This window comes from Litorimonas sp. WD9-15, assembly GCF_050271975.1.
Classification (GTDB): domain Bacteria; phylum Pseudomonadota; class Alphaproteobacteria; order Caulobacterales; family Maricaulaceae; genus Litorimonas.
On record NZ_CP189850.1, the window covers coordinates 753,744 to 773,979 of the forward strand.

17 protein-coding genes are annotated in these 20,236 nt (G+C 53.6%); 4 read left to right on the forward strand and 13 right to left on the reverse strand.

Annotated elements, in window-relative coordinates; translation table 11 throughout:
- Window positions 1–48: 48 nt before the first annotated feature.
- From ACP9M6_RS03630 to cpaB, 10 genes are read right to left on the reverse strand one after another with little or no spacing between them, the layout of a single operon-like run.
- On the reverse strand, window positions 49–990 hold the full coding sequence (locus ACP9M6_RS03630; RefSeq protein WP_427453541.1) for a type II secretion system F family protein: 942 nt from the start codon (window positions 988–990) through the stop codon (window positions 49–51).
- Window positions 987–1,946 carry a type II secretion system F family protein gene (locus ACP9M6_RS03635; protein ID WP_427453543.1) on the reverse strand — a complete coding sequence of 320 codons (960 nt, stop codon included), beginning with the start codon at window positions 1,944–1,946 and terminating at the stop codon, window positions 987–989. Before ACP9M6_RS03635 ends, ACP9M6_RS03630 begins: the two co-directional genes overlap by 4 nt.
- Window positions 1,946–3,415: a CpaF family protein gene (locus ACP9M6_RS03640; protein ID WP_427453545.1), complete on the reverse strand. Its 1,470-nt coding sequence runs from the start codon at window positions 3,413–3,415 to the stop codon at window positions 1,946–1,948. Before ACP9M6_RS03640 ends, ACP9M6_RS03635 begins: the two co-directional genes overlap by 1 nt.
- 58 nt (window positions 3,416–3,473) lie before the next feature.
- Window positions 3,474–4,475 (reverse strand): AAA family ATPase, encoded by a 1,002-nt coding sequence (locus ACP9M6_RS03645; protein WP_427453547.1) that lies wholly within the window; start codon window positions 4,473–4,475, stop codon window positions 3,474–3,476.
- Window positions 4,468–5,082, reverse strand: coding sequence for a TadE/TadG family type IV pilus assembly protein (locus tag ACP9M6_RS03650; protein ID WP_427453549.1), 615 nt, complete (start codon window positions 5,080–5,082; stop codon window positions 4,468–4,470). Before ACP9M6_RS03650 ends, ACP9M6_RS03645 begins: the two co-directional genes overlap by 8 nt.
- Window positions 5,079–5,546 carry a TadE/TadG family type IV pilus assembly protein gene (locus ACP9M6_RS03655; protein WP_427453551.1) on the reverse strand — a complete coding sequence of 156 codons (468 nt, stop codon included), beginning with the start codon at window positions 5,544–5,546 and terminating at the stop codon, window positions 5,079–5,081. The genes ACP9M6_RS03650 and ACP9M6_RS03655 overlap by 4 nt, the downstream gene beginning before the upstream one ends.
- A complete protein-coding gene (locus ACP9M6_RS03660; RefSeq protein ID WP_427453553.1) occupies window positions 5,546–7,081 on the reverse strand; it encodes a Tad domain-containing protein in 1,536 nt (511 codons plus the stop codon). Before ACP9M6_RS03660 ends, ACP9M6_RS03655 begins: the two co-directional genes overlap by 1 nt.
- A gap of 17 nt (window positions 7,082–7,098) precedes the next feature.
- Window positions 7,099–7,350 (reverse strand): hypothetical protein, encoded by a 252-nt coding sequence (locus ACP9M6_RS03665; RefSeq protein WP_427453555.1) that lies wholly within the window; start codon window positions 7,348–7,350, stop codon window positions 7,099–7,101.
- A 10-nt stretch (window positions 7,351–7,360) separates the two neighbouring features.
- The gene (locus tag ACP9M6_RS03670; protein WP_427453557.1) at window positions 7,361–8,683 is read right to left on the reverse strand and encodes a type II and III secretion system protein family protein; all 1,323 of its coding nucleotides are present in this window, start codon (window positions 8,681–8,683) and stop codon (window positions 7,361–7,363) included.
- A 1-nt stretch (window position 8,684) separates the two neighbouring features.
- Window positions 8,685–9,647 (reverse strand): Flp pilus assembly protein CpaB, encoded by a 963-nt coding sequence (gene cpaB, locus ACP9M6_RS03675; protein ID WP_427453559.1) that lies wholly within the window; start codon window positions 9,645–9,647, stop codon window positions 8,685–8,687.
- 304 nt (window positions 9,648–9,951) lie between these two features.
- On the opposite strand from cpaB, the gene ACP9M6_RS03680 reads away from it, so the two are divergent.
- The 3 genes from ACP9M6_RS03680 (at window position 9,952) to ACP9M6_RS03690 (ending at window position 17,260) form a co-directional block, all read left to right on the forward strand.
- Window positions 9,952–10,434 (forward strand): hypothetical protein, encoded by a 483-nt coding sequence (locus tag ACP9M6_RS03680; protein ID WP_427453561.1) that lies wholly within the window; start codon window positions 9,952–9,954, stop codon window positions 10,432–10,434.
- Between the two features lie 334 nt (window positions 10,435–10,768).
- Window positions 10,769–12,007, forward strand: coding sequence for a hypothetical protein (locus ACP9M6_RS03685; protein WP_427453563.1), 1,239 nt, complete (start codon window positions 10,769–10,771; stop codon window positions 12,005–12,007).
- Window positions 12,008–12,166: 159 nt separating this feature from the next.
- Window positions 12,167–17,260 carry a DUF11 domain-containing protein gene (locus ACP9M6_RS03690; RefSeq protein ID WP_427453565.1) on the forward strand — a complete coding sequence of 1,698 codons (5,094 nt, stop codon included), beginning with the start codon at window positions 12,167–12,169 and terminating at the stop codon, window positions 17,258–17,260.
- Here ACP9M6_RS03690 and ACP9M6_RS03695 read toward each other — a convergent pair.
- The 3 genes from ACP9M6_RS03695 to ACP9M6_RS03705 form a co-directional block, all read right to left on the reverse strand.
- A complete protein-coding gene (locus ACP9M6_RS03695; RefSeq protein ID WP_427453567.1) occupies window positions 17,257–18,075 on the reverse strand; it encodes an inositol monophosphatase family protein in 819 nt (272 codons plus the stop codon). The genes ACP9M6_RS03690 and ACP9M6_RS03695 overlap by 4 nt on opposite strands.
- Before the next feature lie 33 nt (window positions 18,076–18,108).
- On the reverse strand, window positions 18,109–18,513 hold the full coding sequence (locus ACP9M6_RS03700; RefSeq protein WP_427453569.1) for a helix-turn-helix domain-containing protein: 405 nt from the start codon (window positions 18,511–18,513) through the stop codon (window positions 18,109–18,111).
- Between the two features lie 88 nt (window positions 18,514–18,601).
- Complete coding sequence (locus ACP9M6_RS03705; RefSeq protein WP_427453571.1) at window positions 18,602–19,501, reverse strand: N-formylglutamate amidohydrolase; 900 nt, start codon at window positions 19,499–19,501, stop codon at window positions 18,602–18,604.
- A 143-nt stretch (window positions 19,502–19,644) separates the two neighbouring features.
- Between ACP9M6_RS03705 and ACP9M6_RS03710 the strand changes: the two genes are divergently transcribed.
- Entirely contained in the window at window positions 19,645–20,004 is a 360-nt protein-coding gene (locus tag ACP9M6_RS03710) for a response regulator (RefSeq protein WP_427453573.1), read from the forward strand.
- Window positions 20,005–20,236: the final 232 nt, after the last annotated feature.

Sequence of the window (20,236 nt, forward strand, 5' to 3'; positions counted from 1 at the left end):
ACGCCGTCGGCCAAAGGAGCGCCAGACATATTAAACCCGTGCGCACCATCACTGTACCGCGAGACCTTCCATCAGGCGGATACCCGCCGGCATCATCAACATGACCATGATTGTCGGAAAGATAAAGACGATGAGCGGCACGGTCATTTTTGCGGGTAAGGCCATCGCTTTTTCTTCGGCTTTCATCATGCGTTTATGGCGCATGTCCTCGGAGAACGTGCGTAAGGCATGCCCGACAGAACTGCCCATTTCTTCAGCTTGTTTCAGCATGACCGCCAGCGCTTTGGCTTCATCCAGATTGATACGGTCGGCAAAATTAATCATGGCCTCATTGCGTTCGCGTCCTGCGCGAAGTTCCAAATTCATGATGTCCATATTCTGTTTCAGCGCAGGATATCGCCCGCCTAATTCATGGCTCACCCTCACGAGGGAGGCGTCCATGGACAGGCCCGCTTCGACACAGGCGGTCATGAGGTCCATGAGATCGGGAAAGCCCAGACGACAGGAATTTGTGCGTTTGGCGGCCTTACGTTTCAAGAATTGAGTGGGTCCCAACAAGCCGACTGCAGCCAGAACCATGATGAGGATTAAACACACACCAACGCTCAGCTTAGCCGAAAGCGGCCCCCAGAGTGCGAGGAAAATAATCTGGGGCGCGAAGAGTGAGACAACCCGTACGGCCAGAAACGTCTTCACAGATGAGGGGTCATAATAGCCCGCCCGTGCGAGCTCAAACCGCAGTCGTGAAATTTCTTTCGCATCCGGTAGCGTGAGATGAGATCCGAGTTGTGAGAGCAAGTTCCTTTTGGCCTTTGCCTTGGCGCCGATCCCGACATCTGTATCCGCGTCCAGACTCGCGCCTCCCGCAAGGCGCCTTTCGACTTTCGCATTATCCCGAATGGCTCCACGCACCGCAATAAAGCAGAGCCAGAGTGATATCCCCAGAAAGGCCGCGGAAATCAGGATTGTGAGGGCGTTGGTAAAGCTCATATCTTGAAATTGATCATTTTGTACATGACGAGATTGCCAAGGCCCATCCAGATGACAACGCCCCAAAGCGTATAGGTGACGGATTTTAAGTGCTTCACTTCGCCGTAAAATTCCGGGCTCATCTTATTGACGGCTATGAACAGAAAGATTGGCGCAACATTCAAAATCATTGCGCTGACGCGCCCTTCGGCCGAGGCGGCTTTAATTTTGAGTCGCATTTTCTGGCGATCTCGGATTGTTTTCGCATTGGAGCGCAGGAGGTCAGCAAGATTACCACCCGTGCGTTCCTGCAACCGGATCATTGCAGAAAATAATTCAAAATCTTCATGCCCCACGCGATCCGCTAATTTCTGGATGGCAGAAGAAATCGTGGATCCAAAACTCACTTCATCCGAGGCAATTCCAAATTCACTTCCGATGGGATCCGGCATTTCCCGCGCGACCAGACCCATTGCGACCGGCACGGGATGTCCGGCGGCCAGCGATCGAATGATAATGTCCAACGCTTCCGGAAGCTGTGCGACAGCTTTTTTGCGACGCCGTTTGACGAAGAAACTTAGGATGAGAACTGGCGCGATACTGCCGAGGCCAAACCCGAGAAATCCCCAAACAGGTGTGCCTTTGACAAGAAACAACGTCATGCCCAGCGAGACGGCAAAACCTAGGCTGGCATAGTAAAACCCATATGTGCCAAGCGGCAATCCGGATTGCATAATCAGTTGCGCGATTCGTGTGTTCAGGCCTGCAAGCTGGCCTTCTTTTGTCAGTGACCGCGCGCGCCGCATCTTGTCGAGTACATCTACTTTATCGTCAGATTTGGACAGGCGCCGAAGGCGATCATTGGCCAAACGAACATTTTTTCCGGCTTGACCCATCAAACCCAAAATCGTTTGCAGCATGAGAAACCCTGCGCAGAAAATCAGCCCGTAAATAATAATTTGCTGCGTTGAGGACATTATCCAACACGCTCTTTAATGGTCTGATCAGACGTTTTTCCGGGCTCTAAAACCTTTGGTTCAAACAAACCTTCAGGCAATGGAATAGCGCGGGTCACAATTTCATCCAGACATTTTGGCCGGATGCCTGTCGAACGGAATTCCCCGATGACTTCGTGGTTGGGCCCGGTCCCCGTACGCGTGTAATTAAATAATTCCTGCATCTGGATGACGGCGCCTTCCATGCCTGTGACTTCGGCAACGGATGTAATCTTGCGCTGTCCGTCAGAGAGACGCGTAGCTTGAACGATAATCCCGACGGCAGACGCAATTTGTCCGGCGACGGCTTCTGGTGTGATCTTCATATCGCCCATCGCAACCATCTGCTCCAATCGGGTGAGGGCATCACGTGGCGTATTCGCATGTAGTGTCGCCATAGAGCCTTCATGGCCCGTATTCATAGCCTGCAACATATCAAAGGCTTCTTCGCCGCGAACCTCGCCGAGAATAACGCGGTCTGGGCGCATCCGGAGAGCGTTCTTTACTAGACCGCGCTGTTTAATTTCGCCGCGCCCTTCAATATTGGGCGGACGTGTTTCCATACGCGCGACATGTGGCTGCTGCAGTTGCAATTCCGCCGCGTCCTCAATCGTGATGAGACGTTCTTTTGGTGAAATCGATTGCGAAAGCGCGTTCAGAAGTGTCGTTTTACCGGACCCCGTTCCGCCGGAAATCAGGATCGTCACGCGGGCTTTGCAGGCCGCCCAGAGGAATTGCGCGACGACATCGGGAATAGCTTTAAACTCAACGAGTTTGTCCAGCGTGAGCGGATCTTTTGAAAATTTCCGAATGGACACAAGCGGCCCGTCCACGGCGATAGGCGCAATCGCTACATTCACCCGACTGCCATCTAACAAGCGGCAGTCACAGAGCGGTTGGCTTTCATCCACACGCCGTCCGACCTGCGCCACGATGCGGTTGATAATACGTAAGAGATGCGGCTCATTCGCGAATTTTACGGCGGAGAGTTCCAACTCGCCCCGGCGTTCAACAAAGACACGTTCATGGCCGTTGATCAAAATATCCGAGACGGTTTCATCCTGAAGCAGAACCTCCAACGGCCCGAGACCTGTCATCTCGTCATAGACGCCATCAGCGAGAGATTTAAGATCCCGCGCATTGAGTTTCATTTTCTCTTCACGGGCCATCTCCACGACAATGTCATGGACTTGCTGACGAAGTTCGAGGCTTTCCAGGCCATCTAATTGCGCCAGATCAATTTCATCAATCAGGCGCGTGTGAAGTTTGATCTTTGTATCCAGCCACGCATTTCCCGCGGCGGTTGGTACGGTTTGCGCCTCTGGCTCAGGCGCAGTTTCAACTGGAGGCGGCGCCGCCGTGAGCTCCACCTCTTCCGGTATGAACACGGGCGCGTCGTGCACGGGCGCGGGTTTCGTTTGCGCCTCAAAAGCCTGTGAAAATCTTCCCATGTGTCGTCTCTACACGAGAGGGTTTAGGTCGCCGTTACGGCTTAAGGTGAATCTGCGGTTAAGCGGCTTCTTCCAACAATAGGGGTGATGCGTTTTTCAGTTTTCCTGCAATCGTCCTGACATCTTTCACAAAACGAGAGTCTGACTTTAAAACGCCCGCCGGTTCACCACAATTCAGAGCTTCGCGTGTCGAGTCCGGGTCTTGGCAAATCGTGGCGAAAATATCGCGTCCCAAGGCTGTTTCGGCATCGCCTAATTTCAGCATATTTTTGAAAGACCGTCGCTCATATTTCCCGATAATAGCTTGCGCATTCACGCTCCCATTGGCTTCATGCGCGATCTGTGTCAGCATTTCGCGCGCGGCATGAAGGGATGGAATGGTGAGTTCTGCTGTGACGGCTAAAACATCGACCGCCTGCATCACGGGCAGTGACCAGGACTGACGATAACGTGGCATGTCAATGATAACGACATCATAGAGATCGGCGGCTGCGTCCAAAATCGCCATGACAGTCCGTGGATTAACCCTCGCATTTGCGCCCACCGTATTGGGCGCAGCCAAGAGCGAAATTCCGCTTTCATGGGTTGAGACGAGGGCGCTGGTAAAGGCGGTGTCAATCTGATCTGAGGGGCCACAAAGATCTTCCAGTGTGAGGCTCGGCAAGAGATCAAGGTGATGCGCGCAGGCCCCGCTTTCAAAGTCTAAATCAATCAAGCAAATTCGCGGATCAACAGGTCGTATCCCGAGCGAGGGTTGCGCGGTCGAGACGGCAAATTCATGCGCGAGCTGTGTTGCCAAAGAGGTTGTCCCAACTCCGCCAGTCGCACCGATGACCGCAAAGATTTGAGGTGTGTTTCCCGTGGGAGTCGCGGGGTGTTCAACAGATTCAACCTCTTGAACGTCAGGGTCCTCTCCTGCCTCAAGCTCGGGTTCAGGTTGAGGAATAGAGAGATCATCCTGTTCCAGCTCTAGGTCTGCGTCCTGAATCAGAGCGTAGTCTTCTTTCTTGGCCACACGATCATCTTCGCGTCGGCGGCTCCATCTGCGTCGTTTAACCATTCTTCAAATCCTCACCCATGACGGTTGCCTGAACAGGCGGTAGCGTCGCAATATTTGAGAACCCCACGAGGTCCAAAAAGACAAATTTCAATGGCACGTCTTTCAGCGTGACTGTGACCAAGGGCGCGGGATCAGTCTGATATCCGGCTTTGCCCAAGCCTGAATTTTGATAGGCGACACTCACATTGGCGCGTTTGGTTTCGCTGAATATATCGCACATACCGCGCCGGGCCCGTGTTGTTGCGCCGCAACGATTGTCACCATCAGGCCCGAAAACGATACGGCTCATGGCCGTGGCGTCATAACCGCCCGCATCACAAGTCTTGTTCTTATTGTCACATTCCAACCTGTAATAAGGCATCGGGTCACCTACGGCGACACTATTGGAAAGCCCGGTCATCGTGTTCATCTGGGTGGCAACAGGATCAGAGGTCGCCGCAATTCTGGCACCCGTTCGGGCCGCTGTTTGCGCGCCGTTCCATTGGAAAAGCGCATAGCCGGCCTCAATTGCGCCGCCTGTTAAAATAATTAGGGATAGGATTAAAAAGGACGTTTCAACGGTTACTGCGCCGTCATCATTTTTACGGAAAGATCGAAACAGTTTCATCTTGCCCTCACCAGTCTTTCTTCATGTTCCACACGGATTCGGATTTTTCCGCCGGACGCGAGGCGGATAAACCCCAATCCCGAATAGGCATGATCTGCAGAAAGTTTCGCGACGAGCAACGTATCATTCCCGCGATATTGTCCATTATTCGCGACAGGAACGATATTCAGCGTGACATCGCTGGGCGTCCAACCGGAAATCCGTTCTGTGCCGGACGCGCTTGGCGTTCCATATGCCGCGATATTTCTGGCATTCGTCTGGATATTGGATTGGTCAGGGTTTTCTGCCCGCGCGAGATATCCTCCGCTTGAGACAAGGCCTTGCTCCATCGCGTGGGTCTGACGCAGAAGCATGGACAGGTCGACAACACCGAAACCAATAAGGGCGAGAAGTGGGAAGAGGACCGCGCCCTCAATGGCGGCACTTCCCCTTTCATCGCGGTGATATTTCGACAGCATTTTCATTACCGGACGACCGCCACTAATTCATTGGCTTCGCTATCTTTGCCCTTGACTAACGGTCCAACGATTTCGCCGTAGATAACATTTTCCTGCCCAGCACCCATGGGTTCCGTCAGGAAGACTTTCACAAAAGTTTCGACAGGAAGAGGGCCTGATTGTTTCGACATGCCTGCAGCACTGGATGATTCTATTTCAAGACAATTCAGAACTGCAACCGTGATGACCCGGCGGTCGGCAACCGTGGTCGAATGGCCTGAGCTATGACACTGTGGTGTCCCTTCCTCAGGCGTAATTGCATTTGATCCATATGTCTTCGCGCCCGGAATGCAGTTATTGTCGATCTCCCAACGATATAGAGAATACCGCGATGGTGGATTGCGCGTTGTGAACTGACCTAAATTGTCTTTGCTATAGGTGACGCCTTCAAGCGTGATGCTGTGAAAACCCGGATGATTAACTTGCATATATGTGTTGAAGTCCCAAGCGCCCGTGCCCTGACGCGATGAACATGTACTGTCATTAAAACAGGTGTCCCGTGGCATGGCAAAAGCCTGTGGCGAGGGCAGCGAATCACAACCGCTCGCATTCTTCTTGGGCTGCCCATTCCCTTTAAGAGGGGGACCATAACCTTTCACCACATTTTCTGCGGGAGCATAACGCGGATCGCTGGAATATTTCTTGAAAGACCCTTCATAAATATCGAAACGGGTGTTTACAGCCGCGCTCATCGACGCGATATTCCCTGTGCGCAGCACGACGCCTTTACTTTGCGAATAACACGTGGGTGGAATATCAATCGCGATTGCATCGGCTAGTTTTGAAGCGCCGGAGTTGCCACCAAAGGGATCAAGCCAACCAAAATTCCCGCGGCCATAAGGGTCGCTCACATTATTGGGTGTTTTCAATTTAAATTGAGTCCGTTTGAACGCAGGGTCTTCCATGGCTTCGTAAATCGTTTCGGATAAACCTTCTCTCGGATTACAAATGAAGACGGGTGCCGTCCCGCAAACGACTTCATCCATGCCCGCAACAGAATGCGCGTCCAGTGTCGTGTCTGTGAGCTTTTTCATGAAAGAGGACGGGAAGATTGTCGCCACGTCTTTGGGTTTGATTTTGACTTCGACATAACGGGCCTCTGACGCATTTGTCGTGCGATAGGATGTCGGAATGTCCTCATAATCATTTGCAGGGAGTTGTTTGAAATACGTAATCGTATCCACTTCGATAGCGGAAGAGCCTTTTGCAAATTTTTCCTCATGGGAGAGAAGTTGCAGGATAGCGCGAGAGGCCCGCGTCGTCGCATCTCCGCGCTGGTCTAATTCCGCTGCTCCAGCCCGGGACAGCGCATCAGCTGCGGATTGGAGATCAGCATCCACATTATACACGCGGGCCATATCGACAGACAGCGTGGCTCCCCCCACCAAGACGGGTGTGGACATGGCGACCCAAACGGCAACGGACCCGGCCGTGGCGCGGGTTGTTCCGGTCAGGAAATCTTTAAAAATGGATGTTGTGGAATTGGAGCGGGGGAGCCTCATAAATCCTCTCTTTCTTATTATTCGTTCTCAGTTGTGCCCAATTGCACCGGATCCGGCGTTTCGCCTTTTTCATAGGCTTCGCGGGCGGCTTTTTGCCGGGCGCGATTGGGCGGAATAAATGTATTGGCTTTCTGCTCGGCCGTGGGCGCAACCCGTTGGGCCGCAATATTATGCGCTACAGCCTGTCCGAAATGTTCGGTTTTCGTTTCCATAGCAGGCGTGGACGCACAGGCGGAGAGCCCGGCACATAGCGTAAGAGACGCAACCATGAGACAAGTTCTATTCAAGTGCATGGCCAAAGCCTCCTTCAATGTGTCCGGCAAAAAATGCGCTGGCCTCTGAGGGAACAGAGGCATTATCCAGCGGGGTCGCCAACAGGCTGCGATCCGAGACGGGCCGCGCGAGATGCGGTGTCACGATGATGACAAGCTCGGTCTCTGATGTTTGATAACGGGTTGAGGAAAAGAGCGACCCGAGGATCGGTATTTTACCCAGCCACGGCACATCCCGACGCGTGTTCGAGCTGTCATTTTGCAATAAGCCGGCAATGGCAAAGCTCTGTGAATTACGAAGTTCAATCGTCGTATTGGCCCGTCGCACGCGCAGGGCAGGAACGGAAACGCCCGCGATTTCAACAGCATTTGAAAAATCGAGCTGGCTGACTTCCGGCGCGACTTTCAAATTAATAACACCGTCATCCAAGACGGTTGGCGTGAAGGCGAGACCCACGCCGAATTTTCGGTATTCAATCGCGATTTCGCCGAGGCCACTCGGGACGGGAATGGGGAATTCGCCGCCTGCGAGGAAGCTGGCGGTTTCACCTGACATGGAGACCAAGTTTGGCTCCGCCAAGGTGCGGATGACGCCACGTTCCTCCAGCGCGTCGATCTCGATATTCAGCGCAGCTGCACCAATGCCGCCGCCAAGCGCGGCGCGCAGGGCCGGGTTGACCAAGCCATTATCGCTTCCCACACTGAAATCACCCGGATCGAATGACATGTCGCCCGTGCCTCTGGAAGACAGAAGATTAACGCCCAATTGTTTAATTGTATCGCGGCTGGCTTCGACAAAGCGAACTTCCAACATGACCTGATGACTGTCGCGGACCGCAAGGCCGGATGTCACGCGCGACGGCGCATAGGCTTCCGCGATAGAGACGGCGCGTTTGGCAATATCTTCCGACGTCACGTCACCCGAAAGATAGATGCCGCCCGCGAGGGGTCGGACCTCTACTTTTTCTTTTGGAAAGGTCTCAAATAATGTTCGCTTTAAGGACGCGACATCATACCCGACCGTGACATCCACGATATCGACGAGTTGGTTTTCGCCGTCATAGAGCATAACATTCGTCTTACCGCCGGCCTTGCCGAGAAGCTGGAAGGAGCGGTCCGAGAGCACGACAACATCGGCGACCTTTGGATTGGCGACACGGACCTGGGCAAAGGACGTATCCGTTCGCATGACGAGTGTGTCGTCTTTGGTGACAGAGGTCGCAGTACGGTCACCGCCTGTTTTGGTGTCGACCCATGCGCCTGCATGTGCGGAGGCACTAAGCCCTAAAAGACAGGTGGCCAATGTCAGTGATAAAATAGATTTGGTCATATTATCCTCCCGCCAGATTGAGCTCAGTGACAGTCGGTTGATTTTCACGTTTGACGGAGACGGATTGCGTCTCCTCCCCGCGAATGACTTTGATATTTGCGACGGGTGGCGGCGCGGGTTTTGGTGTCACTTTGACGGGGCGTTTAGGTTTCTTGGCAGCGCTGCCGGAATTGGCGCGGGCGTCTAACTCACGTGAATTCAGGGAGCGCGTCGTTGACGGCAGAGCTTCACCCACAGCGCGCAGGACGAGGGAGAGACGCCCCCGGGATTGTGCAACGGCCAGCGCTTGTGCATCCATATGGCTGACTTCCAGTGTGACAGTCCGCGCAATATTTGGTGCCTCTTGCCCTCGGTTTTGCGCCTGATCCACGCCCAGCACGCGAATGGATTGAAGGATGATATCAGATCGAAAATTCTCAATTTTTGCATCGGGGTTCGGCTCGGAGATATATTGGATATCCACTAAATCCCCGGGCACAACAAAGCCCGCAACACCCGTCACATCGTCAACCCGAATAGACGCGGCGCGATAGCCGGGACGGATGCGGGCGGATAAAGACCCCCGTCCCCCGAGGCCGGAAACGCGGTGCGGCAGGATGACTTCATTCATTTTAATGTCTGCCAAAGCGATCATCGCACCATTTTCCAGCACATCATAATCCGGCGTGAAGATATCTGATAAGTCGGACAGTGCCTCTACAGGTGTCGTACCTTTCGGCATTTCAACGACGCGTAAAACATCCGGTGTGATTTGATCGCCAAAGACGAGGTCCGCATTCGCGACGACAACAGAACTCATCGGGATAGCGGGTTGCTGTGGCGGGTTAGTTTGCTCGGCACGTGCAGACGGGACCTGGCGGAACTCGTCTTCAACGGCGCCTTTGATCCAACCGCGCGCCAATACAATCGCCATAACACCAAAAGCGGCGCTGGCGCCAAGTGTAACTAACGTATTTGTCCGCATTGCTGACAGCCCATCCCAGTTTATCTGTTTTTTATCCGGTGCAAGGGTAGCTCTTGGCCTCCAGAATGATATGAGACTTGATATGACAGGCTTGCGGTAAGGTTTCGTTCAGGTTCAGAGTGAAGAAACTCGCAAAATATTTAATAAATAAAGACTTAACATTCGGGATGATCGGTTCGCGCTTGTCTCTATGAACGTAGGTTAAATGACTGAAACGTGAGCTTCGGGTTTAAACCCTCGTTAAGCCTAAAACCTTAGACTGATCGGGAAATTAAAGGACAATGTCCGCATTAGGAGTTTACACATGTCTATAAAACGTCTCTCTATATTAGGCCTTTCCGCCCTCTCTTTGGTTTTCGCAGCCCAGGCCAGCGCGCTCACCGCCAAGCAAACAGTGGAAAAGGAAGTCGTGACGGTTGCCGCTGACGGGACGCAGGTCACGACACGCGTGCCGGCTGAACTCGTGACCCCCGGGGAAACAGTTGTTTATACGGTTGATTTTGTGAACGACTCTGCTGCGGCCGCGACAGACCTTGTTCTGGCGATGCCCGTACCTGCAGATGTGCGCTACCTGGAAGGTACGGCTGATCGGTCCGGTGCGGTCGTCCTTTATTCAATAGATGGCGGTTCCACATTCGATAAACGTGACGCGCTCGCACTTCCGGCCGTTGGTGGCGGGACACGACCGGCGCGCAGTGAAGAGATCACACACATACAATGGACGATTGCCGGCCCGGTGCCTGTCGGTGCAAGTGACAGCCTCGTTTTCAAAGGCCGTTTGAAGTAAGTTTTAAGATTAGATGAATCTGAAGAACCGCCGGAAATTTTCGGCGGTTTTTTTTGTGTCAAAATGGTGCAAGAGCCTCCAAAAGTTTGACAGATTTATTGAAAGTTCAAACGCAATAATTTCCCTTTTGACAATTTGTGAATCGTTTTGACTCTTAATAGAGAGTAAATTGAATTTTGCTTAAACGAATTTAAGATACTGAAAAATAACATAAATTTTACCTGAATATAAAATGAACGCAGTCTATTTCATATCAAATTAACCATGCTGCTTCGCATCGACTTAACCAAAGTTCCCTAAATAGGGCAGGTCAAACAACTTTGGGAATATCAACATGACGACATCTAAACTCATGAAAGGCTTACTCGGCGCTTCTGCCTTTGTAGCCTTATCAACAGGGACCGCCTTTGCGCAGGTGCCCAATAATTTCACACCCGCTGATACGGACGTGTCCAACACATTTACACTCGACTATGATGTCGGTGGTGTAGAGCAGCCGCCAATTACGAATGATGGCAATCCAGGCAATGATGCGCCAACCGTGTTTAAGGTTGACCGCCTCGTGAACGTTACAGTCGCGTCAAGCGGTGTTGCAGGAACATTCGCACCCGGTTCAACTGATGCAGTCACGCAGTTCTCCGTCCGCAATGATGGTAACGACTCGCACACATATCTCCTTGATTTTGAAGAAGCTGTCAGCGGCACGGGTAACGATAATTTTGATACGCTCGCATCAACAAGCGGTGACCGGATTGTCTATTATCCTGACACCAACGGAAACGGTGTCTTGGACGGAACAGAAGGCGACGCTGCCAATGCCGTTGATTATGATCCAGCTGACGATACAACATGGCCTGTTCTTGGTGCTGACGATAGCATTATCGTTCGCGTCGTTCGTAACATCCCGGCAAGTGCTGCGGATGGGGAAGAAGCGATTATCTATCTCTATGCTGATACACGTGATTCTGCGGATCCATCTGGCACACCGATTATCGCCGATCCGATCGCCGGAAATGAAACGAACGTGACAGAGAACGTCCTCATTGATGCTGACGGTCCGGCTGGCACAGGTAATGATGATGATACTGACGGCGCGCATTCTGCACAGGGCGCTTATGTGATTGTCGCCGCTGATATCACCGCGACGAAAGATGTCTTCGTCTTTGATGCGGATTATGACGGAACCTGTGACGCCATCGGTGCGGCTTACACACCACCTGCACCGAGCACGGATGCGCCGGCCGGTCCTGTGCCAAATAATGGCTATCACCGTCCGGACGCCTGTGTTGAATATTTCATCACAGTTCGTAACGATGGATCTGCGGATGCAACAGACATCAATCTTTCAGATATCCTGTCCGAGCACCTCATCTTCGAATCAGCCCGCGCAGTTGGTTTCCTGACCGGTGGTACATTGTCGACAATCGCAGCAGACACATCCTGTAACGGAGACCCTGTTGTTGGATCGCCAACCTGTAACGTCACCCTCACAGGGGCGACACTGGCCGGTAAAGCTGCACCGGGCGATGCGCCGGTTGAAGGTCACCTCGTTATCCGGGCGACCATCAAGTAGGGATTAGTCCCGAAGCCTTTTGACAAGGGTCGTGTCCGCGAAATGTGGATGCGACCCCGTCAAACGACATGTGGGAAGACACGCCGTGAGGACGGCGACTCTGAACGCTTGTCTGAACCGAGGTGTTCGAGACGGCCCCCGCGATTGCCCCCGCAACTCGTGACCCGCACAACTACACATATCCCCGGACTTCTCGTCCTCGCTGCCACGGCCTGGCTCAGCACAGCGGCTTCCGCTGATGCTCAAACCGGGCCGAATAATTACGGCACAGAGGTCGTCAATGTTGCGACACTGACTTATACGGTCGGTGACAATACGGCGACGGTCGAGACCGCACCGGCTGTATTTACAATTCGTCCCCCGCAAACGCCTGCGCAGATCGAGTTCTTTCGCCATGCGCCAACGGCCAGTGATATAATTATCCGACCTATTAATGGCTCTGACTACAGTCCTGACGGCAGCCTAGAAGGCCCATTCGTACAGACGGGTACGCCTGTGACGACGGGTGGAAATGTCGTGGATTTATCCTCACCCATTCCACTGATTCCCGCCACGACCTATCTCGCCGGTGAGTTGATGTTCGTGCGCGTCACCGATACGGGCCAGAATCTCGACAGCACCGTCATCGAGAATGTGGCAATCGTCATCGAAGGCTCCAATGGCGATCTCATCACATTACAACTTTATGAGACGGGTCCTGATACAGGTGAATTTTTCGCCTATCTTCCGTCCACATCTGCGCCCACCCCGCAAAATGATAATGTTATTAGCGCCGCCGGAAACACGCAACTTCGTGCAACTTATATTGACGCGCTCGACTCGACGGATGTGGTTGTCGATACAGCCATCCTGAACCCGCTCAACCGCGTTTTTTCCTCTGTGGATGGCAGCTTGGTCGACGGCGCGACCATCAGGCTCATCAATCTTGACACAGGCGCGGAAGCCGAAGTCTGGGGCGTTGACGGTTTCTCGACATTCCCGTCAGAGGCCACATCCGGTGAGGATCAGATCGACGCCTCCGGCCTGACTTACGAAAATGCGGAAGGTGAATTCCGCTATCCGATCGTGGAAGCTGGGACATATGAAGTCCGCGTCGATGCGCCGGAAGGATTTAACTTCTCGACAATTCTGGACGAGGATCAGTTGAGCGATATCACGTCGCAAAATGGCTTTGTTCTCACGCCGGGGTCTTTTGGTCGCACATTTACAATTGAAAATGACGGACCCCTTCGGTTCGATATTCCCTTGGACCCAGAGTCAGATCTGGTTGTTGAAAAAACGGCAGACCGTGCCACTGGCGATGTTGGCGACTATGTGAATTACACCGTGACCATCCGCAACCAAGGTATTGTCACCGCACCCGTGCGTTTGTTCGATACACTGCCCGTGGGCTTCCGTTACGTTCCGGGCACAAGCCGCGTGGAACGCCTGCCGGGCGAAGATCCGATTGTTTCCGATGACGCTGTTCTGCTGACATTTGAAATGGGGACAGTGGCACCGGGCGAAGCGATTACACTGGATTACGCCCTGCAAATCGGCCCCGCCGCGCATATGGGCGACGCCGTGAATGAAGCCGTTGTGCGTGACGCAACGGGTGCACCTATCTCAAACGTCGCGCGCGCTGAAATTCAAATCCGCGAAGACCTGCTGCGCTCGACCAGTACCATCATTGGTCGCGTGACGGAGCAATCCTGTGACGGCGAAGAGGAATGGGTGCGCCCTATTAATCGCGGGATTGGTGTCTCAGGTGTCCGCATGTATATGGAAACGGGCGCCTATGTCGTGTCTGATGCCGACGGTCTCTTCCATTTTGAAGGCGTGACTGAGGGCACACATGTCGTTCAAGTTGACGAGGAAACTCTGCCGCAGGGTTTCGAGTTGATGAAGTGCGAAGAGAATACGCGCTATGCCGGTGCAGTAAATTCGAAATTTGTTGATGTTCAGGGCGGCGGAATTTGGCGTGCGAATTTCTATCTCAAGCAAACGGGTGAGGTCGCAGTTGAGACGGAAGTGGAAACCTTCTCTGACGCGAAAGAACATCTGAAATTCGATGACGCTTGGTTGGAAATGCAGGACGGTGCGCCGAAATGGGCTTATCCCTCACCAGACCGTACGCCCTCTTCGCCGTCTACCCACGTCGGGATCCAACATGCCTATGGACAGAAAGTCTCCATTCGCCTGAATGACCGTGATGTGGAATCTTATTATTTCAACGGTCAGACTGTCACGGCGGACCGGACAAAATCAATTTCGCGCTGGCGGGGACTGCCTTTGCAGGACGGACGTAACGTTTTCATTGCAACCGTGCGCGATGCGGACGGCAATGTCGTCGACACACTCCGCGAAGAAATTTGGTATGTGAAAACAATTGCGCGCGCCGTGCCAATGCCGGACCGCTCTACGCTCATTGCTGATGGTCGCACACCGCCCGTCGTCGCCATTCGTTTGGAGGATTCCTCCGGTCGCCCCGTTCATGCGGGCCGCGTGACCAAAGTTAATCTTGAGCCGCCTTACCGTCTGTTCGACTCGGACGGGACAGACCGCCTGCGTCAGGAAACAGAGAATTTGACAGCACCCCTCTCCGCGCAGCAGGACCTCTCTGTTGGCGTGGACGGTATTCTGAATGTCAAATTAGAGCCCACACTCCGCACGGGCAAAGTCACGGTCCTCGCGACCATGGATGATGGCCGCGAAATCCCGATCTACATGTATTTGGAGCCGGAAAAGCGGGACTGGATTTTGGTCGGTTTGGCTGAGGGCTCCGCCGCGTTGCAGGACATCAAAGGCAATGCACAGACATTTGGCGGTGACGCCGATGACGTCATCACGGATGGCCGTGTTGCGTTTTTTGCAAAGGGGATGATCAAAGGCGAATGGCTAATGACCCTCGCCATCGATACGGATAAGCGTCGCGGTTCACGGGATGATGCGTTTGGCGAAGAGATTGACCCGAATGCTTACTACACACTCTATGGCGACCGCACCTATCAGGAATTTGAAGGCGCGTCCCGCTATCCGCTGTATGTGAAAATCGAAAAATCACACGCCTATGCGCTGTTTGGGGACTATGACACGAACATCACCGAAGGCCGCCTGACGAGTTATAACCGTCGCCTGACGGGTCTGAAGGGTGAGTATCTGGGCGAAAATATTCAGGTGCTAGGCTTTGCTGCAGAAACCAATCAAGGTTTCGCAAAAGATGAGATTGCGGCTGAAGGTATTTCCGGCAACTACCAACTCTCTAATTCGCGCATCCTGCCGCAATCTGAAGAAATCACAATTGAAACGCGCGACCGCGTGCGCCCGGATATCGTGCTCGAGCGCAAAGTGCTCGTCCGCTATCTCGACTACACACTCGATTATTATACGGGTCAGTTGATCTTCCGCCTGCCGGTTGACGCAACAGATGAAAACTTCAACCCGAATGTGATCGTTGCAGACTATGAGACATCCGAGGATGCGGAACGCAACCTGACGGCAGGTGGCCGGGTGCAAGCACAATTTATGGACGACAAAGTTCAAGTCGGGTCCACCTTCACACATGAAGATGGCAGCAACCTGACGGCTGGCGCGAAGTCGCAGCAGATCGGCATTGATGTCATCGCGGATGTGTCTGACTCCACGCGCATCCGTGCGGAATATGCGGTCACAGATCAATCCGGTGACGGCGAGGGCGTGGCTGATGCCAAACTCTTGGAAGTCGTTCACACTTCTGAAAAATTAACAGCCGAAGCCTATTTCCGCGAAGAAGATGCGGGCTTTGGTCTGGGTCAAACTGCCTCTAACACAAATGGTATCCGTCGCTATGGTCTGCGGTCTAACCTGCGCGTGAACGAGACGGATGATAAGGAAACGGGCCGTCGCTCGACCAGCCGTCTGGAAGCCCAGGTCTACCGCGAAGAAAACCTGACAACAGATGATGCCCGGAATAATGGTGAGATCATGGCCCATCACGAGGGGACGCGGACCCGCGTCTCCGGTGGTCTGCGCTTTACAAGTGACGAACTGGTTGATCAAGAAGACCGCAATTCGCTGCTCGCCGTTAGTCGCGGGTCTTACGATATTCCGAAACATGGCCTGACCTTAAAGGCCACAGCCGAAGTCCCGATCCACGGTGAGGACGAGGTCTCCGGCCAGCCCTCCACATTCTCCGTCGGCGCGGATAAGCGTCTCGGCAAAGTTGCGGTCGTCAATGTCCGTCACGAAGTCACAAATGGCGGTGGTCAGCAATCCATGAACACAACTGTCGGTTTGTCCGCCACGCCCTGGATTGGCGGCACGGCAACCGTCGCGGCGGATAATCTGGCAAATGAGTCCGGGGACCGTTTGGGCGCGACTGTCGGCCTGGATCAAACCGTTCGCTTGTCCGACAAAGTCTCCGGCTCCGTCGGTGTCCGCGCGCGTCACATGCTGAAGACGGAAGAAGCTTTTGTCGAAGTTGCACCAGACGCCGCCATCTCGCCGTTTGAGACAAATGAGGATTTCCAATCCGTCTATGTCGGTGCGGCTTACGGCACAGAAAAAACCAGCGCCTCTGCCCGTGTCGAAGTCCGTGATAATTCCGTTGACACGACTTGGATCGGGACGAGTTCCGTTGCCCGCGAACTCACTGAAAAACTCTCTCTCGCCGGAACGGTTCGCGCCCGCGCGTCGAATGGTAAAGGCGACGTTGAATCTGATGCACGCATTGATGCCCGTCTTGGCGCCGCTTGGCGTCCGCGAGATGAGGGTACGGTCGTCTTTAACCGCTTAGACTTCATCCATACAGATGATCAGTCCGGTCAGAAGGGTACAAAAATCGTCAACAACGTTGCGATTAACACGCTTGTCTCTGACCGCTGGCAGCTCTCCGCCAATTGGGGCACGAAATATGTGAAAGCCGAAATTGGTGATCAAACACTCTCTAACTGGTCCAACCTGTTGGGCGCCGAAACGCGCTATGACGTGACTGAGAAAATCGATGTCGGTTTCCGGGGGTCCATGCTTGCGGGTGAAGACACGGGCACGGCCTATAGCTGGGGCCCAAGTGTCGGTGTGTCGCCCGTCGATAATGTTTGGATTAGCGCGGGTTACAATGTTGCCGGATTCAAAGACGATGATTTCGAAGCCGCGGAATATACGCGCAAAGGTGTCTATCTGCAGATGCGTATCAAGTTCGATCAGAACACAGCGCGCGGATTATTACGACGGATTAGTCCGAGTGCGGAAACTGTTGGTCCGCGCAGCGAGCCACAAGTTCTCAGCACGCCTTAATCCAAGGCCCGCCCAAGATAGGTATAAAGTTCCGGGAGTAATCCGGCGTCACCAACGGCGACGACACGCCCGCCATCGGCTGCGCTGCCGCCATGCCAATTGGTCAGTTTTCCGCCCGCGCCTTCGACAATCGGGATGAGGGCGCGGACGTCACAGGGCTTCATCCCGGCCTCGACAATGATGTCCATCCGCCCTTCCGCGAGGAGGCCATAGCCGAGCGCGTCGAGCCCCAATCGCATAAACCGCGTGCCCGATCCGATGATTTTGAAAGCCGCCAATTCGCCGGGTTTGAACATCCCAAACGGCGCGGTGCAGCCGAGGATACCATCACGGATTTCCGCGCAAGGCGACGTCTTGAGATCGGTTTTTGTACCATCTTCCTCAAGCCAGGATTTGGACGTCGTCTCATCAATGTGACCCATATAGCGCTTATTAAGAGCGGGCAGATCGATCATCCCGAGGACGGCTTTATTTTTATGTGACAGCGCGATGAGCGTGCTCCAAACCGGAACGCCCGCAACAAATCCGCGTGTCCCGTCAATGGGGTCCAAGGTCCAAGAGAAATCATTCTTACCGACATGATCGGGGAGTTCTTCACCCTCGATGGAATCGTCGGGAAACGTCGCCCGAATAGATTTTCGCAAAGCTTTCTCGGCGTCGATATCGGCCTGTGTCACGGGGTCATAATCGGACCCTGACGCTTTATTTTCAACGCCTTTCGGGTCAGCGAAAAGCGGAAGCGTAATTTCTCTCGCAATTTGTGAGAGCGTGTGAAGGTGTGTCAGGCGGGCCTGAATGTCTTTTGAAATAGTCATAGGCGGGCCGCTAACAGCCCGCGCAGAGATTGTCTATTGCGCGACGAGCCGCAGGGACGGCTTAGTCGCGCCCTCCAAGGATTTCGCTAGATCGAGAAAATGCTTTCGCGGCGCTTCGGCCATATTGTAATAGGCGCGGACGAGGTCCATCGTTTCCTTACGAGACAGCACATCCGGCGCAATAACATCGGGATCGGTCTCGCCGGAAATGTGGTCCGTTTCGCTGAGACCTTCATAGAAATACTGAATGGGTACAGACAGGGCTTCGGATAATTCAAACAAGCGCGCGGCAGAGACACGGTTGGCCCCGCACTCATATTTCTGGATTTGCTGAAACCGGATGCCGACATGTTCCGCCAAGGTCTGTTGCGTCAGGCCCAGGAGGCGACGACGGCGGCGCAGGCGTTTGCCAACATGGAGGTCAATATCATTTGTCATGGGCCAGCTCCTTCAAGCGTGTGTTTCGCCTGAGAGGAGAGCAAGTCGCATGCCAGACAGCCGCGTTAAAAGAGAATTTCTGGTTGGATTATTGCGCGGCTAAGGATTGCGGGACGGCACTGTCAACAATTTCCCGGGTGATTGCTTTCAGGTCTTCCATCAATTTCACATAGCCGGATTTGGGTGAGAGTGTGACGGGATTGACGTAAAGATCGCGGTTCACTTCTATTTGAATGGCTTCGACGCCGTCAGACGGTTTGCCGTAATGGCTCGTCACAAATCCACCCGCATAGGGATAATTAATACCGACAGAATATCCGGCGCTTTGGAATAACTCGCGAAAAAGGGCGATTGTGTCGGGGTGACAGGACGTCCCAAACCTGTCGCCCAAAATAATGTCCGGACGCCGTGCGCCCATCGCCGCAAAGCCGGGCATGGAGTGACAATCGACGAGTAAGACTTGCCCGAACCGCGACAGACCGTCCTCGACCAAATTCCGCAGGGCCGCGTGATAGGGGCGGTAGAGCGTTTCAAGACGCGCTTTGACATCGGCCTCCGTCGGGAGACGTTCGTAAATCGGCAGTGTCTCACTCAGGAAGGTCGGCACAACCCCCAATCCGGCTGCCGCACGTGGTGTCGGTTGTGTTAAATCTCCGTCGTTTACTATGTCCGCCCAATGCAAGGGTAACTCATCTTCCGCGCGATTGACGTCCACGACAACGCGCGGAAACACAGCCCGTAGGTAGGGCGCTCCTGCTGCGACAGCGCTTTGAAACAGATGGTCGATGTAAATATCCTCATTCCGACGCATCTGGTGCGGTGAAATTTTCGCACGGGAGAGAAGGTCTTTCGGATAGGTCGAACCGGAATGGGGTGAGGCAAAGACAACACCCGCGCGCCACCCAACCGTGTCAGGGCGCTCAACAATATGCCCGGGCGCGTAGGCATCGAGGTCTTCCGTTGGTTTCTGTGAGCGTCTGAATCGCATAATCACAACCTCTATAAACCGAAAACAATCGCCGCGTCGTTAGACAATTTTAAGGCCTACCCCCGTAGCACATGCATGACTGGTGCGGGCCTTGCATGATTCGTTACAGTCCCTGATAATTGATACGAAACGGAACAGCGAACATGGCCACAATTCTCTACGCCGAAGACGATGATGCCATGCGCAAGTTTTTCGAGAAAGCCCTCGAAAAAGCCGGACACCACGTTATTGCCTGTGCCGATGGAGAGCGGGCCCTTCGCGCCTTGAAATTCGCGGACGGGGCGTTTGACATGCTCCTGACCGATATCATGATGCCGGGCATGGACGGAATAGAACTGGCCAAACAGGCCGAGATACTCTCCCCCGGAATCAAGATCATGTTTATTACAGGGTTCGCCGCCGTCGCCATGAGCGATCAGGACGCCAGCACGCAGACAGTCTTGTCGAAACCCGTACATTTGCGTCAGTTGGTGAATGAAGTCGACCGACTCATTGCGGCGTAAATCACACGCATTTTTTTAGGAATGGTGGGCGATACTGGGATTGAACCAGTGACCCCTACAATGTCAATGTGTGGCTAAGCCGAAGGGCCTGTCACAGTCACGGTTAGAGCTTCAGAACCATGTTGTTGAATCTCTTACAGTTTCTAGGAAATGGTTCTTTTTAGCCCATTTTTTACACCGACGTTATTTACCCCATTTTGCACTTACATTGCACTTAAGAAAGCAATGTGAC

Excerpts from the sequence above, each read along its gene's own strand:
- ACP9M6_RS03630 (WP_427453541.1), bottom strand. The coding sequence starts at position 990 with ATGAGCTTTACCAACGCCCTCACAATCCTGATTTCCGCGGCCTTTCTG.
- ACP9M6_RS03635 (WP_427453543.1), bottom strand. The coding sequence starts at position 1,946 with ATGTCCTCAACGCAGCAAATTATTATTTACGGGCTGATTTTCTGCGCA.
- ACP9M6_RS03640 (WP_427453545.1), bottom strand. The coding sequence starts at position 3,415 with ATGGGAAGATTTTCACAGGCTTTTGAGGCGCAAACGAAACCCGCGCCC.
- ACP9M6_RS03645 (WP_427453547.1), bottom strand. The coding sequence starts at position 4,475 with ATGGTTAAACGACGCAGATGGAGCCGCCGACGCGAAGATGATCGTGTG.
- ACP9M6_RS03650 (WP_427453549.1), bottom strand. The coding sequence starts at position 5,082 with ATGAAACTGTTTCGATCTTTCCGTAAAAATGATGACGGCGCAGTAACC.
- ACP9M6_RS03655 (WP_427453551.1), bottom strand. The coding sequence starts at position 5,546 with ATGAAAATGCTGTCGAAATATCACCGCGATGAAAGGGGAAGTGCCGCC.
- ACP9M6_RS03660 (WP_427453553.1), bottom strand. The coding sequence starts at position 7,081 with ATGAGGCTCCCCCGCTCCAATTCCACAACATCCATTTTTAAAGATTTC.
- ACP9M6_RS03665 (WP_427453555.1), bottom strand. The coding sequence starts at position 7,350 with ATGGTTGCGTCTCTTACGCTATGTGCCGGGCTCTCCGCCTGTGCGTCC.
- ACP9M6_RS03670 (WP_427453557.1), bottom strand. The coding sequence starts at position 8,683 with ATGACCAAATCTATTTTATCACTGACATTGGCCACCTGTCTTTTAGGG.
- cpaB (WP_427453559.1), bottom strand. The coding sequence starts at position 9,647 with ATGCGGACAAATACGTTAGTTACACTTGGCGCCAGCGCCGCTTTTGGT.
- ACP9M6_RS03680 (WP_427453561.1), top strand. The coding sequence starts at position 9,952 with ATGTCTATAAAACGTCTCTCTATATTAGGCCTTTCCGCCCTCTCTTTG.
- ACP9M6_RS03685 (WP_427453563.1), top strand. The coding sequence starts at position 10,769 with ATGACGACATCTAAACTCATGAAAGGCTTACTCGGCGCTTCTGCCTTT.
- ACP9M6_RS03695 (WP_427453567.1), bottom strand. The coding sequence starts at position 18,075 with ATGACTATTTCAAAAGACATTCAGGCCCGCCTGACACACCTTCACACG.
- ACP9M6_RS03700 (WP_427453569.1), bottom strand. The coding sequence starts at position 18,513 with ATGACAAATGATATTGACCTCCATGTTGGCAAACGCCTGCGCCGCCGT.
- ACP9M6_RS03705 (WP_427453571.1), bottom strand. The coding sequence starts at position 19,501 with ATGCGATTCAGACGCTCACAGAAACCAACGGAAGACCTCGATGCCTAC.
- ACP9M6_RS03710 (WP_427453573.1), top strand. The coding sequence starts at position 19,645 with ATGGCCACAATTCTCTACGCCGAAGACGATGATGCCATGCGCAAGTTT.